General features: G+C 62.3%; 12 protein-coding genes. 7 read left to right on the top strand and 5 right to left on the bottom strand.

What is annotated here, in order from left to right; translation table 11 throughout:
* Window positions 1–36 precede the first annotated feature (36 nt).
* Window positions 37–591: an NADPH-dependent FMN reductase gene (locus ABIE20_RS19205; RefSeq protein WP_429506610.1), complete on the bottom strand. Its 555-nt coding sequence runs from the start codon at window positions 589–591 to the stop codon at window positions 37–39.
* 151 nt (window positions 592–742) lie between these two features.
* On the opposite strand from ABIE20_RS19205, the gene ABIE20_RS19210 reads away from it, so the two are divergent.
* Window positions 743–961: a hypothetical protein gene (locus ABIE20_RS19210; RefSeq protein ID WP_038996154.1), complete on the top strand. Its 219-nt coding sequence runs from the start codon at window positions 743–745 to the stop codon at window positions 959–961.
* Between the two features lie 6 nt (window positions 962–967).
* Here ABIE20_RS19210 and ABIE20_RS19215 read toward each other — a convergent pair whose 3' ends face one another.
* The 4 genes from ABIE20_RS19215 to ABIE20_RS19230 all read right to left on the bottom strand — a co-directional run bounded on the left by ABIE20_RS19215 (window position 968) and on the right by ABIE20_RS19230 (window position 5,393).
* Window positions 968–3,223 (bottom strand): Orn/Lys/Arg decarboxylase N-terminal domain-containing protein, encoded by a 2,256-nt coding sequence (locus ABIE20_RS19215; protein ID WP_429506611.1) that lies wholly within the window; start codon window positions 3,221–3,223, stop codon window positions 968–970.
* Between the two features lie 78 nt (window positions 3,224–3,301).
* Window positions 3,302–4,048, bottom strand: a complete 747-nt coding sequence (gene dnaQ / locus ABIE20_RS19220; RefSeq protein WP_429506693.1) for a DNA polymerase III subunit epsilon — start codon at window positions 4,046–4,048, stop codon at window positions 3,302–3,304.
* Between the two features lie 88 nt (window positions 4,049–4,136).
* Window positions 4,137–4,583, bottom strand: coding sequence for a ribonuclease HI (rnhA, locus tag ABIE20_RS19225; RefSeq protein WP_045202106.1), 447 nt, complete (start codon window positions 4,581–4,583; stop codon window positions 4,137–4,139).
* A gap of 51 nt (window positions 4,584–4,634) precedes the next feature.
* Window positions 4,635–5,393 (bottom strand): class I SAM-dependent methyltransferase, encoded by a 759-nt coding sequence (locus ABIE20_RS19230; RefSeq protein ID WP_115087894.1) that lies wholly within the window; start codon window positions 5,391–5,393, stop codon window positions 4,635–4,637.
* A 79-nt stretch (window positions 5,394–5,472) separates the two neighbouring features.
* On the opposite strand from ABIE20_RS19230, the gene gloB reads away from it, so the two are divergent.
* From gloB to ABIE20_RS19260, 6 genes are all read left to right on the top strand, one after another.
* On the top strand, window positions 5,473–6,252 hold the full coding sequence (gene gloB / locus ABIE20_RS19235) for a hydroxyacylglutathione hydrolase (protein ID WP_429506613.1): 780 nt from the start codon (window positions 5,473–5,475) through the stop codon (window positions 6,250–6,252).
* A gap of 99 nt (window positions 6,253–6,351) precedes the next feature.
* Window positions 6,352–7,776 (top strand): LysM peptidoglycan-binding domain-containing protein, encoded by a 1,425-nt coding sequence (locus tag ABIE20_RS19240; RefSeq protein WP_429506614.1) that lies wholly within the window; start codon window positions 6,352–6,354, stop codon window positions 7,774–7,776.
* A gap of 126 nt (window positions 7,777–7,902) precedes the next feature.
* Window positions 7,903–9,732, top strand: coding sequence for an extracellular solute-binding protein (locus ABIE20_RS19245; protein ID WP_429506694.1), 1,830 nt, complete (start codon window positions 7,903–7,905; stop codon window positions 9,730–9,732).
* Entirely contained in the window at window positions 9,729–11,582 is a 1,854-nt protein-coding gene (locus ABIE20_RS19250) for an extracellular solute-binding protein (RefSeq protein ID WP_429506616.1), read from the top strand. The genes ABIE20_RS19245 and ABIE20_RS19250 overlap by 4 nt, the downstream gene beginning before the upstream one ends.
* Window position 11,583: 1 nt before the next feature.
* A complete protein-coding gene (locus ABIE20_RS19255) occupies window positions 11,584–12,657 on the top strand; it encodes a microcin C ABC transporter permease YejB (RefSeq protein WP_429506617.1) in 1,074 nt (357 codons plus the stop codon).
* Between the two features lies 1 nt (window position 12,658).
* Window positions 12,659–13,678, top strand: coding sequence for an ABC transporter permease (locus ABIE20_RS19260; protein ID WP_429506618.1), 1,020 nt, complete (start codon window positions 12,659–12,661; stop codon window positions 13,676–13,678).
* Window position 13,679 lies beyond the last annotated feature (1 nt).

Genomic DNA, 13,679 nt, shown 5'->3' on the forward strand with positions numbered 1-13,679 from the left:
CTGGCCAGCCTTGATCAGGGTGGCCGGTGCAATGCCTCAGTTCTGGTGGCGCGCGACCCACACGGCGAACTTGTCGATAAAGGTCTGCAGGAACGGCCGGGTTTTCTCCGACAGCTTGCCGTTGTCATCGAACAATGTACCCGCCCCGCCGATGTAGGCTTCAGGCTGCTGCATGCACGGCACATCAAGGAACACCAGCGACTGGCGCAAGTGATGGTTGGCACCAAAGCCGCCCACCGCCCCCGGCGACACACTGATCACCGCCCCGGGCTTGCCGCTCCAGGCACTCTGGCCATAAGGCCGCGAGCCCACATCGATGGCATTCTTCAGTACGCCCGGTACCGAGCGGTTGTACTCGGGGGTAACGAACAGCACCGCATCACTGCTGCGAATCTGCTCGCGGAAGGTCTTGTAGGCCTGCGGCGGATTGGCGTCGATATCTTCGTTGTACAAGGCCAGCTCACCGATTTCGACGATGTGCAGCTTGAGGTTGGAGGGCGCGAGCTCGGCCAGCGCGCGGGCGACCTTGCGATTGAGGGATTCCTTGCGCAAGCTGCCGACGACGACGGCGACTGAATACACCTGGCTCATGGCAATTTCCTGATGTGGAAGAACAAAGGGAGTTTTAGGTATAGATGATCCGCTACTACCCTGAAGTTTTTTTCCAAGCGGGCAAAACTTACCAGGCAAAACAGTGGTCTATGCCTGACAGATACTTATTTCTTCAGAGGTTGTACGGTAAATGACAGCAGTACTGGTCGGACAGTTTCATGCACGGGACGCAGAGGGCCGCATCTATCCCGTTCATGAGTTCCAGGAAGCCACCCTGCAGGCCGACGGTAGTGCCGCATCCCTGCCGATCACCACCTACAAGCTGGCAATCGGTGACCGGGTCAACCACCTGGGTGAAGATCGCTTCGAGCTGGTCCAGAGTGGCGTGGAAATCATCCGTATCCCCTGACTCTCCTCACACCTTGATGCAATCGACGGTATAGACCCGCCCCTGCGCGGCGGTTTCATGCTGCAGCCCATGGACATCGGCGACAAACCCTGGAAAACCGCTGTCGAAGGCGGCAGCAAAGGCCAGGTAGTCGATGATCGAACGGGTTGCCTCGGTAAACCGCTCCCCCGGCATGATCAACGGAATGCCCGGCGGATAGGGCACCAGCATCACCGCAGCGATACGCCCGAGCAACTGCTCGATCGGCACCGCCTCGACCTCCCCGCGCACCATCCGGTCATAGGCATCGGCTGGCTTCATCACCACCTCAGGCAAGCGCGTGAACAGGCGTTTTAGCTGCTTGGCCGTGGCATTGCTGCGGTAGCAGGCATGCAATTGATCACACAGGTCGCGCAGGCCCAGGCCCTGGTAACGACCAGGATCGAGCTGGGCGACACACGGCAGGCATTCGAGCAGGATGGTATTGGCATCGTAATTGCGCTTGAACTCGAGCAACTCGGTCAACAGCGTGCTCCATTTGCCCTTGGTGATGCCCATCGAGAACAACACCAGGAAGGTATACAGCCCGGTCTTTTCCACCACCAGGCCGCGCTCCCAGAGAAACTTGCTGACCACCGCGGCCGGGATGCCGTGTTCGCTCAAGGCGCCGCCAGCGCTGAGGCCGGGCATCACCAGGGTGACCTTGATCGGGTCGAGCAGCACATAGTCGTCGCTGACATCACCGAAACCGTGCCACTCGGCCTGGGGCTGCAGCAGCCAGTCTTCGGTCTTGACCTGCCTTGCGCCCTCGTCCAGCGGCGGTTGCCAGATGCTGAACCACCAGTCATCGGCGGCCATATGCTCGCGCAGGTTGGCCATGGCCCGGCGAAAACTCAGCGCCTCGTCGAACATCTCCTGTAGCAGGGAGCGCCCTGCCGGGCCTTCCATCATCGCCGAAGAGACATCCAGCGAGGCGAGGATGCTGTACTGCGGCGAGGTGGAAATATGCATCATGAAGGCTTCGTTGAAGCGATCGCGGTCCAGTTGCCGCGCGCCGCCGTCCTGCACATGGATCATCGAGGCCTGGCTGAAGGCTGCCAGCAGCTTGTGGGTCGAGTGAGTGCTAAACACCAGCGGGCTGTCGGCACTGCGCGAAGTGCCCATGGCATAGCGCCCGCGAAAGAACTCGTGAAACGCCGCGTAGGCATACCAGGCCTCGTCAAAATGCAGCACCTCGACACTGTTGCCCAGTTCTTGCTTGATCAGCTCGGCGTTGTAGCACAAGCCGTCATAGGTGGAATTGGTCACCACCGCCAGCTTGACCCTGGGCGGACGGCCGTGGGCCAGGGGGTTGGCGTGGATCTTGGCGGCGATCGAGGCCGGGCTGAATTCGCTCAAAGGGATCGGCCCGATGATCCCCAGCTCGTTGCGCTCCGGACACAGGTACAGAGGGATGGCCCCGGTCATGATGATCGCGTGGACCACCGACTTGTGGCAGTTGCGGTCCACCAGCACCAGATCATCACGGCCGACCATCGAGTGCCAGACAATCTTGTTGGCAGTTGAGGTGCCGTTGATCACGAAGAAGGTATGGTCGGCGCCGAAATTCTTTGCCGCCCGCGCCTCGGCAGCCGCCAGCGGCCCGGTGTGGTCAAGCAGCGAACCCAGTTCCGGGACCGACACCGACAGGTCCGAGCGCAGGGTGTTTTCCCCGAAGAACTGATGGAAGGCCTGGCCGACCGGACTTTTGCGATAGGCCACGCCACCGCCATGGCCGGGGGTGTGCCATGAATAATTCGATTGCGCGGTGTGCTGCACCAGCGCCTTGAAGAACGGCGGCAGCAGGCCATCCAGATAACTGTGCGCGGCCCGCGCCACCTGGCGGGCGAGAAAAGGTACGGTGTCTTCGAACAGGTAGAGGATGCCGCGCAACTGGTTCAGCTCGCTCATGACATCGGCGGGAGCATTCTCCAGGGTCACCTGCTCGCCCAGGGCAAAGATTGGCAAATGTGGCGCGCGCACCCGGGCCAGGCGAATCAGCTCGACCATGTTCTGTAAAAGATGGGTGTTTTCGCCAGCCCCTTCGGCGGCAATCAGCATGCACGCCAGGCCGTGATGGGTGGCGGCGACCAACCGGCCTTCGGCGTAATCGACAGCCGGCAGGATGGTAAATCCGTCCTGGGCCAGCTCCTGGGCAATACCGCGAACACGCTCGCCTGCGACCGTGTCGGCTTTGATATCGCGATGCACGATCAGGACGGGGAACTTGAGGTCCTTGTACATGGGCGCACGCTTCCTCCGGGTGACAGCTTTGTCACCTCAGGGTAGAAGGTCGCCAGCGCCCCTGCGCGGCAAATTGCCTCAGTTTGCTTCGGACAGTTGCTGCCAGAGCGCCGGGCCACCGGCGGACTTGGCGATGGCCTCCAGACGCGCCATGTGCAGTTCGAGCTCCTGCTCGGTAGCGCGAATAATCCGCCCCGGCTGGCGGCTGGCGGGCAGCCTGCGGATCTCGCTGCCGCGGTTGTCGTCGCCCTCTTCTTCACCATCGGCACCGTGGCCGGCCAGCGACAGGCTGGTCTGGCCACCGGTCATGCTCAGGTAAACGTCGGCCAGCAGCTCGGAGTCGAGCAGTGCGCCGTGCAGTTCACGGCCGGAGTTGTCGACGCCATAGCGTTTGCACAGCGCATCGAGGCTGTTGCGCTGCCCCGGATGGCGCGAACGAGCCATCATCAGGGTGTCGAGAATGGTGCAGTACTGGGAGATGTCGGCGCGGTCGTGCTGGCCGAGCAAGGCAAATTCGTTGTTGATGAAGCCAACGTCGAACGCCGCGTTGTGAATGATCAGCTGGGCGCCCTGGATGAACTCGAAAAATTCATCGGCGACTTCGGCAAATCGCGGCTTGTCGAGCAGGAAGGAATCGGTAATGCCGTGGACGCCGATGGCGCCCTCGTCGCTTTCGCGGTCCGGTTGCAGGTAGACATGGAAGTGCCGCCCGGTCAGGCGCCGCCCCATCAGCTCGACACAACCGATCTCGATGACCCGGTGGCCGTCAGTCACCGGCATACCGGTGGTTTCGGTGTCGAGGACGACCGACCTGTTGTTCTGAATCTCCACGCCGATGGTCTCCTGCCGCGTACAGTCTGGTGAAAAGCCGGCCATTCTACCTCAGCTCAAGGGTGAGTGGCGGCCGGTATGCTCAACGCAGACCACGGACCTCATCAACACCACGGTTGGCCAGCTGGTCGGCACGCTCGTTGCCATGATGGCCAATGTGCCCGCGTACCCATTTCCAGGTCACCTTGTGCCGGCCCACCTGTTCATCGAGCAACTGCCAGAGGTCGGCGTTCTTTACCGGCTCTTTGGCGGCGGTTTTCCAGCCGCGTTTTTTCCAGTTGACCATCCACTCGGTGATGCCTTTCATCACGTACTGGGAGTCGGTAACCAGCAGCACTTCGCACTCGCGCTTGAGGGCTTCCAGGCCTTTGATCGCCGCCATCAGTTCCATGCGGTTGTTGGTGGTCTCGCGCTCGCCGCCCCACAGTTCCTTTTCGACGCCCTTGCACACCATCAGCACGCCCCAGCCGCCCGGGCCGGGGTTACCCTTGCAGGCACCATCGGTGAAGATCTCGACGCTATCGCTCATTTACAGCCTTTTTCATCAATGATTTGGCCCCGCGCCCAAGGGGCCCGGAACTCAGGGTTCGGAATGGCGCCGGTTGACCTTGGCCATCGGCAGCGGCAGCAGCTTGCCCATCGGCTCGCGGCGTTCCAGGCGCAGGGGCCGCAGGCCTACCACCATCTTGCGCGCCACCAGCAGGTAGACACCGCCGCCGGCGCTCTGCCAGCCACCGGCAATCCGCTCCCAACCGGCCAGGCGCTGTTGCCAGGCGGGGGATGCGAGCGGCGGACGATAGCACCCGAAGCGGCGTTTCTCCAGCGCGAAGCCCAGCAGGTTGAGCCAGTCGCCAACCCGCGACGGGGAAATGCAGCGTGCCTTGCGCAAGGCATCATGGGCGAACACCCGGCGCACGCCCCAACTGCTCCAGGGGTTGATGCCGACGATCAGCAGATGACCGCCCGGGCGCACACTGCTGGCGGCCTCGCGCAAGAGGCCATGGGGCGACAGGCTGAAGTCCAGGCCATGTTGCAGCACCACGACATCGGCGGCATGTTCGCTCAGTGGCCAGGCCTGTTCTTCACAAACGATCTCGACCCCGGGCAGCGGCGCGCCGAGGCGCACGTTGCGCTGCACCTGCGGGGCCTTTGGCGGTGCTTCGGCGCAGGGGCCGTAATGCACCAGGTAACCGCCGAAGTAACGCCCCAGCTCTTCTTCGAGCAGGCGTTGTTCTTCCTTGAGCATCAATTGCCCAAGGGGGCCGGCGAACCAGTCGCGGGCCAGGCTGATCAGCTCCAGCCACTGCGGATCGGCCTGGGCGAAGGCTTGATCGGTCATTGCAGTCTCCCTTGAAGGTTCTCGACAGCGCGCATAGCTACTAAGATGCACCCATGTCCACCGTTTGGCGAATCGCACCATGATACAGATCGATGCCCTGCCCGCTTTCACCGATAACTACATCTGGTTGTTGCAAGATGCTGCCAACCAGCGTTGTGCGGTGGTCGATCCGGGCGATGCCGCGCCGGTCCTGGCCTGGCTTGAGCGCCATCCCGGCTGGCAGCTGAGTGATATCCTCATCACTCATCATCACCACGATCACGTCGGTGGCGTCGAGCAGCTCAAGGCGCGCACCGGCGCAACGGTCTACGGCCCGGCCCATGAACAGATCCCCGGCCGCGACAAAGCACTGGAAGACAACGCCAGCGTGCGCGTTCTGGGTCTGGATTTCCAGATCATCGCCGTACCCGGACACACCCTGGGACACATTGCCTATTATTGCCCGCAGACCACCACCCCGGTGCTGTTCTGTGGCGACACGCTTTTCGCCGCCGGTTGCGGCCGCTTGTTCGAGGGCACACCGGAGCAAATGCACCATTCCCTCCAGCGTCTGGCCGCGCTGCCCGCGGCAACCCTGGTGTACTGCACACATGAGTACACCCTTAGCAACCTGCGTTTCGCCCAGGCGGTGGAGCCAGAAAACCCGCACATTGCCCAACGCTTCTCCGACGTTACCCGGCTAAGGGCAGAAGATCGCATCACGTTGCCATCAACCCTGGCGCTGGAAAAACTCACCAACCCTTTCCTGCGGACCACCGAAACATCCGTTAAAGAAAAACTAGACGAACGGATTGACCACTTAAACCCTACGCCAAGTGCTGTTTTTGCTGGGTTGCGTGCTTGGAAAGATACGTTCTAAACAGTCGCTGCTGGTGACGGAAAGTTCTGAAAGGTTGACCGTTGGGGGGCCGCTTTCTAGAATCCCCCGACATTTTTGCCCGGAACTTCGTCCCAGCCAATGTCGTCCACTAGCCGCAGAACCTTCAATTCCGTCGCCCTGACGCGCCTGGCCCAAGCCAGTGCGCTGGCCCTGGCCGCCACCCTCGTGGGCTGCCAGAGCACCCGTCAAGTCGACGAATCCGACAGCGTTCGCGCGCACAACTACCAGGCCCGGGCCAAGCAGAAGCCGCTGATCGTACCGGTCAAGCCGGTCGTCGAGCAGGCCCCCCAGGACGTCTGGGAGCGCATGCGCCAGGGCTTCGTGCTGCAGGACGGGGTAGCAGTCAACCCGCGCATCGAACAGCAACGCCTGTGGTTCGCCAGCAATCCTTCGTTCCTCGAGAACGCCGGCGACCGTGGCAGCCTGTACATCCACTACATCGTCGAACGCCTTGAAGAGCGCAACATGCCGCTGGAGCTGGCGCTGCTGCCGGCGATCGAGAGCGCCTACAACCCCATGGCCTACTCCCGGGCCCATGCGGTGGGCCTGTGGCAGTTCATCCCGTCCACCGGGCGTTACTTCAACCTGCGCCAGACCCGTTTCTACGATGGCCGTCGCGACATCACCGCCTCGACCAACGCCGCGCTGGACTACCTGACCCGCCTGCACGACATGTTCAACGGCGACTGGCTGCTGGCCCTGGCCGCCTACAACGCCGGTGAAGGCACGGTCAGCCGTGCCATCGAGCGCAACGAGAAACTCGGCCTGCCAACTGACTACTGGAACCTGCCGCTGCCGCAGGAAACCCGCGACTACGTGCCCAAGCTGCTGGCCCTGTCGCAGGTGGTAATGACGCCGCAGGCCTATGGCGTCAACCTCAACCCGATTGCCAACGAGCCCTACTTCGAAGCCGTGGCGATCAAGGACCGCCTCGACCTGTCGCGAGTCGCAGCACTGGCCGAGATCGACGAAGACGAGCTGTTCCAGCTCAACCCGGCCTTCAAGAAGCGCATGACCGTCGACGGCCCGCAGCAACTGCTGGTGCCAACCGCCAAGGCGCAATTGCTGACTGCCTCGCTGTCGAACATGAAGCCTGAAGAGCTGCTGACCCTGCAGCCGAAAAAGGCCGTGTTCGAAGCGGCCATGGCCGAAGCCGCGCCGCGCACCACCACAACCCGCAACAGCCGTTACCGGGTCAAGCGTGGCGACAACCTTGCCAGCATCGCCAAGGCCAACAAGGTCAGCGTCAAGGACCTGCAGCGCTGGAACAAGCTTTCCGGCAAAAACCTCAAGGCCGGCCAGACCCTGGTGATGCAGAACGCCCAGCCGGTTGGCGCCAGGAACCAGAAGAAATCCACCCAGTACAAGGTCCGCAAAGGCGACTCGCTGTACCTGGTGGCCAAGCGCTTCAACGTCGAGATGCAGCACCTCAAGCGCTGGAACCCACGCAGCGGCCACGCCCTCAAGCCAGGCCAGACCCTGACCGTCTACCTCAACCATTGAGGTCCGTGCTCCGGTCACTGACCGGAGCCGCCTGCCCCGCCCCACGTGGCACTCTTTTTCCAGTCGATACAAGCTGTTACTGTAGCCGGAATAAAGCCCAAGCCGCCTGGATCGGATCTCGACTTGATACGTCCCCTCCTGTTGCTGTCACTCAGCCTGGCCTTGAGCTTTCCCGCGGGCGCGACAATCAGCGAAAGCCACGGTTACGCCCAGTTCGGCACGCTCAAGTATCCAGCCAAATTCACCCACTTCGACTGGGTCAATCCGCAAGCGCCCAAGGGCGGCACCTTGCGCGCCATGGCATTTGGCACCTTCGATACCCTCAACCCCTATACTTTCAAGGGCTCAAGCCCGGTCACCACGCCGAACTTTTTGCAGTACGGGGTGAGCGAGCTGAATGAAACCCTGATGGTCGGCACCGGCCAGTACGACCCCTCCGGTGATGAGCCCACCTCAAGCTACGGCCTGATCGCAGGCTCGGTCGAATACAGCGACGACCGCAGTTGGGTGGTGTTCAACTTGCGCCCCGAGGCACGCTTTCACGACGGCAAGCCGATTACCGCCAGCGACGTGGCGTTCTCCTATCGCACCCTGCTCAAGGAAGGCCATCCGATCTACCGGACCAACTTGCAGGAAGTAAAGCGCGTCGACATTCTCAACCCGCGACGCATCCGCTTCGTCTTCAAGCGCGCCGGTAATCCGCTGCTGATCCTGCGCCTGGGCGAGATGCCGGTGCTGCCGGCGCACTACTGGAAAGGCCGCGACTTCAAGGCCACCACCTTCGAGCCACCGCTGGGCAGTGGCCCTTACCGCATCACACAGGTGCAGCCCGGGCGACGCCTGGTGTTCGAGCGGGTGAAGAACTATTGGGGCAAGGACCTCGCAGTCAACCGCGGCAAGTACAACGTCGACCGCGTCGAGTACGAGTTCTATCGCGACAGTGCGGTGGCCTTCGAAGCCTTCAAGGCCGGCGAGTTCGACATCTACATTGAGCACCAGGCGAAGAACTGGGCCAACGGCTACAACTTCCCGGCGGTGCGCCGCGGCGAGGTGATCAAGGCACAGATCCCGCACAAGATCCCGACCCAGACCCAGGGCTTGTTCATGAACAGCCGCCGGGCGACCTTCAGCGATGCGCGGGTGCGCCAGGCACTGGGGCTAATGCTCGACTTCGAGTGGACCAACCGTGCCCTGTTCAGCAGCGCCTACCAGCGCGCCAGCAGTTATTACCCCAACAGCGATTTCGCTGCCAGCGGCCTGCCGGTGGGCAAGGAGTGGCTGCTGCTGGCCCCTTACCGCAAGCAACTGCCTGCGGCGCTGTTCACCGAGCCCTACAAGGTCAGCCACACCGACGGCCGTGGCATCAACCGCCAGACCTTGCGCCAGGCCCTCGACCTGCTCGGCCAGGCCGGCTGGAAGCTCAATGGCCAACGCCTGCTCAACAGCGCCGGGCAACCCTTGAAGCTGGAATTGTTACTGGTCAATCCGAACCTTGAACGGATCCTGCAACCTTATGTCGAAAATCTCGCCAGCATTGGCATCGAAGCGCGCTTGCGCACCGTAGACCGGGCCCAGTACAAACAACGCCTGGACCAGTTCGATTTCGACATGATTCTGATGACCCTGAACCAGACCCTGAGCCCGGGCCTTGAGCAATGGCTGTACTTTCACTCAAGCCAGGCCTCGACCAAGGGCAGCAAGAACTATGCTGGCGTGAAAGACCCGGTGGTCGATCACCTGCTCGACACCCTGCTGGCCGCCCAGAGTCGTGAAGACCAAGTGGCCGCAGCCCGCGCCCTGGACCGGGTGCTGCTGTGGCAGTACTACATGATTCCCAACTGGTATCTCGACAACCACCGCCTGGCGTACCGCAATCGCTTTGCCTTTGTGGCCACGCCGCCCTATACCCTGGGGCTCAACAGCTGGTGGATCAAGCCTTCGGAGAAAGCCCAATGATGCCAATGTCCCGCCTGCGCCTGAAGGCCTGCGCACTGCTGCTGGCCTGCCTCGGCGGCCAGGCACTGGCTGCACCGCAACACGCGCTGACCCTTTACGATGAAGCGCCGAAATACCCGGCAGGCTTCAAGCACTTCGACTACGTCAACCCCGACGCGCCCAAGGGCGGCACCTTCCGCCAGGCCGGCTTCGGCGGCTTCGACAGCCTCAATCCGTTCATCAACAAGGGCGTCCCTGCCGATGACATCGGCCTGATCTACGACACCCTGATGACCCAGAGCCTGGACGAACCTTTCACCGAGTACGGCCTGGTCGCCGGCAAGATCGAGAAAGCCCCGGACAACAGCTGGGTGCGCTTCTACCTGCGCCCCGAAGCACGCTTTCATGACGGCCAGCCGATGCAGGCCGAAGACGTGGTGTTCACCTTCAACACCCTGATCAAGCACGGTGCACCGCTGTACCGCGGCTACTACGCCGACGTCGCCGAAGTGATCGCCGAAGACCCGCAGCGGGTGTTGTTCAAGTTCAAGCACAGCAACAACCGCGAGCTGCCGCTGATCCTCGGCCAGTTGCCGGTGCTGCCCAGGCACTTCTGGGAAAACCGCGAGTTCACCAAGGGCAACCTGGAAATCCCCCTGGGCAGTGGCCCGTACAAGGTCGCCGAGGTCAAGCCGGGGCGCTCGATCCGCTACGAGCGGGTCAAGGACTACTGGGGCAAGGACCTGGCGGTCAACCGGGGTTACTACAATTTCGACGAGATGACCACCGACTACTACCGCGACAGCGCCGTCACCCTCGAAGCGCTAAAGGCCGGTCAGTTCGACTACCGCCTGGAAACCGCCGCCAAGAGCTGGGCCACCGCCTACGACGTACCGGCCGTACGGCAGAAACGCCTGATCCTCGAAGAACTGCCCAACGGCAACCCGACCGGCATGCAGGGCTTCGTCTACAACATCCGCCGGCCGCTGTTCCAGGATGTACGGGTACGTGAAGCGCTGAGCCTGTTGCTGGACTTCGAATGGACCAACAAGCAGCTGTTCAACGGTGCCTACACCCGCACCCGCAGTTACTTCGAGAACTCCGACATGGCCGCCACCGGCCTGCCCGACGACGCCGAGCTGAAGATCCTCGAACCGTTGCGCGGCAAGATCCCCGACCAGGTGTTCACCCAGGCCTTCGCCAACCCGGTCACCGATGGCAGCGGCATGATCCGCGAACAACAGCGCAAGGCCTACAAGCTGCTGCAGGAAGCTGGCTGGCGCATCGTCGATGACAAGATGGTCGACGCCCAGGGCAAGCCGGTGTCGATCGAGTTCCTGCTGGCGCAGACCGAATTCGAACGCATCCTGCTGCCGTTCAAGCGCAACCTGGCCGACCTGGGCATCGACCTGGTGATTCGCCGCGTCGACGTTTCGCAGTACATCAACCGCCTGCGCTCGCGGGACTTCGACATGATCGTCGGTGGCTACCCGCAGTCCAACTCGCCGGGCAACGAGCAACGCGAGTTCTGGCAGAGCGCCGCCGCCGACAATCCCGGCAGCCGAAACTTCATCGGCCTGAAAGACCCGGCCATCGATACGCTGGTCGAGCAACTGATCAATGCCGATTCGCGGCAAAGCCTGATCGAGCACTCGCGCGCCCTGGACCGGGTGCTGCAATGGGGTTTTTACGTGATCCCCAACTGGCACATCAAGACCTGGCGCGTGGCCTACTGGAACCACATCGGCCACCCCAAGGTGTCGCCCAAATACGACATCGGCATCAACACCTGGTGGATCAAGCCGGATGTCGAACCGGTGGTGCCGCTGACCCCGGCACCCGAAGCGCAAGCGGCCGAAGGGGCGAAATAGCATGCTGGCCTACATCTTTCGCCGTTTGCTGCTGATCATTCCGACCCTGCTGGGCATATTGATCATCAACTTCATCATCATCCAGGCCGCCCCCGGCGGTCCGGTCGAGCAGATGATCGCCAAGCTCGAAGGCTTCGAGGGCGCCACCAGCCGGATTGCCGGTGGTGGCGCCGAAGTCTCGGTAGCCGGCTCCAACTACCGCGGTGCCCAGGGCCTGGACCCGGCCCTGATCAAGGAAATCGAGCAGATGTACGGCTTCGACAAGTCGGCGCCGGAACGCTTGTGGATCATGATCAAAAACTACGCCCACCTGGATTTTGGCGACAGTTTCTTCCGTGACGCCAAGGTCATCGACCTGATCGTCGAGAAGATGCCGGTGTCGATCTCCCTGGGGTTGTGGAGCACGCTGATCATGTACCTGGTGTCGATCCCCCTGGGCATTGCCAAGGCCACCCGCCACGGCAGCCATTTCGATATCTGGACCAGCTCGGCGATCATCATCGGTTACGCCATTCCGGCGTTCCTGTTCGCCATCCTGCTGATCGTGCTGTTTGCTGGTGGCAGCTACCTGGACTGGTTCCCGTTGCGCGGCCTGACGTCGAACAACTTCGACGAGCTGAGCACCGCCGGCAAGCTGCTCGACTACTTCTGGCACCTGGTGCTGCCGGTCACCGCCCTGGTGATCGGCAACTTCGCGACCATGACCCTGCTGACCAAGAACAGCTTCCTCGACGAGATCAACAAGCAGTACGTGGTCACCGCCAAGGCCAAGGGCCTGAGCCCCAACCGCGTGCTTTACGGCCATGTGTTTCGCAACGCCATGCTGCTGGTGATCGCCGGATTTCCTTCGGCGTTCATCGGCATCTTCTTCACCGGTTCCCTGCTGATCGAAGTGATCTTCTCCCTCGACGGCCTGGGCCTGATGAGTTTCGAGGCGGCGATCAACCGCGACTACCCGGTGGTATTCGGCACCCTGTTCATCTTCACCCTGCTCGGGCTGGTGGTGAAGCTGATCGGCGACCTGACCTACACCTTGGTCGACCCACGTATCGACTTCGACAGCCGGGAGCACTGAGATGAACCTGTCACCTCTGAATCGCCGGCGCTTCGAGCGCTTCAAGGCCAACCGCCGCGGCTGGTGGTCGCTGTGGCTGTTCCTGATCCTGTTCGGCCTGAGCCTGGGCGCCGAACTGATCGCCAACGACAAGCCCCTGGCCGTGCGCTACGACGGTGAATGGTATTTCCCGGCGCTCAAGCGCTACCCGGAAACCACCTTCGGCGGCGAGTTCCCGCTGGAAGCCAACTACAAGAGCCCGTACATCCGCGAACTGCTCGCCGCCAAGGACAGCTTCGTGCTGTGGGCACCGATTCCGTTCAGCTACCAGAGCATCAACTACGACCTCAAGGTCCCGGCACCCGCCCCGCCGTCGGCGCAGAACTGGCTGGGCACCGACGACCAGGGCCGCGACGTGCTGGCGCGGGTCATCTATGGTTTTCGTATCTCGGTGCTGTTTGCCCTGACCCTGACCATCCTCAGCTCGATCATCGGCGTGATCGCCGGCGCCCTGCAGGGCTTTTACGGCGGCTGGGTGGACCTGGCCGGGCAGCGCTTCCTGGAAATCTGGTCGGGGCTGCCGGTGCTGTACCTGCTGATCATCCTCGCAAGCTTCGTGCAACCGAACTTCTGGTGGCTGCTGGGGATCATGCTGCTGTTCTCATGGATGAGCCTGGTGGATGTGGTACGCGCCGAGTTCCTGCGCGGGCGCAACCTTGAATACGTGCGCGCGGCGCGCGCGCTGGGCATGCAGAACGGCGCGATCATGTACCGGCACATCCTGCCCAACGCGATGATTTCGACCATGACCTTCATGCCGTTCATTCTCACAGGCGCCATCGGCACCCTGACCGCCCTGGACTTCCTCGGCTTCGGCCTGCCGCCCGGTGCACCATCGCTGGGCGAACTGGTGGCCCAGGGCAAGTCCAACCTGCAAGCGCCCTGGCTGGGCATGAGTGCCTTTGCCGTGCTGGCATTGATGCTCAGCCTGCTGGTGTTTATCGGCGAGTCCGCCCGCGATGCCTTCGACCCGAGGAAATGAC

It is taken from the genome of Pseudomonas sp. 2835 (genome assembly GCF_050435905.1).
Lineage (GTDB): Bacteria > Pseudomonadota > Gammaproteobacteria > Pseudomonadales > Pseudomonadaceae > Aquipseudomonas.

Coding starts and splice junctions, on each gene's coding strand:
- ABIE20_RS19205 (WP_429506610.1), bottom strand. CDS start 591: ATGAGCCAGGTGTATTCAGTCGCCGTCGTCGTCGGCAGCTTGCGCAAG.
- ABIE20_RS19210 (WP_038996154.1), top strand. CDS start 743: ATGACAGCAGTACTGGTCGGACAGTTTCATGCACGGGACGCAGAGGGC.
- ABIE20_RS19215 (WP_429506611.1), bottom strand. CDS start 3,223: ATGTACAAGGACCTCAAGTTCCCCGTCCTGATCGTGCATCGCGATATC.
- rnhA (WP_045202106.1), bottom strand. CDS start 4,583: ATGAGCGATAGCGTCGAGATCTTCACCGATGGTGCCTGCAAGGGTAAC.
- ABIE20_RS19230 (WP_115087894.1), bottom strand. CDS start 5,393: ATGACCGATCAAGCCTTCGCCCAGGCCGATCCGCAGTGGCTGGAGCTG.
- gloB (WP_429506613.1), top strand. CDS start 5,473: ATGATACAGATCGATGCCCTGCCCGCTTTCACCGATAACTACATCTGG.
- ABIE20_RS19240 (WP_429506614.1), top strand. CDS start 6,352: ATGTCGTCCACTAGCCGCAGAACCTTCAATTCCGTCGCCCTGACGCGC.
- ABIE20_RS19250 (WP_429506616.1), top strand. CDS start 9,729: ATGATGCCAATGTCCCGCCTGCGCCTGAAGGCCTGCGCACTGCTGCTG.
- ABIE20_RS19255 (WP_429506617.1), top strand. CDS start 11,584: ATGCTGGCCTACATCTTTCGCCGTTTGCTGCTGATCATTCCGACCCTG.
- ABIE20_RS19260 (WP_429506618.1), top strand. CDS start 12,659: ATGAACCTGTCACCTCTGAATCGCCGGCGCTTCGAGCGCTTCAAGGCC.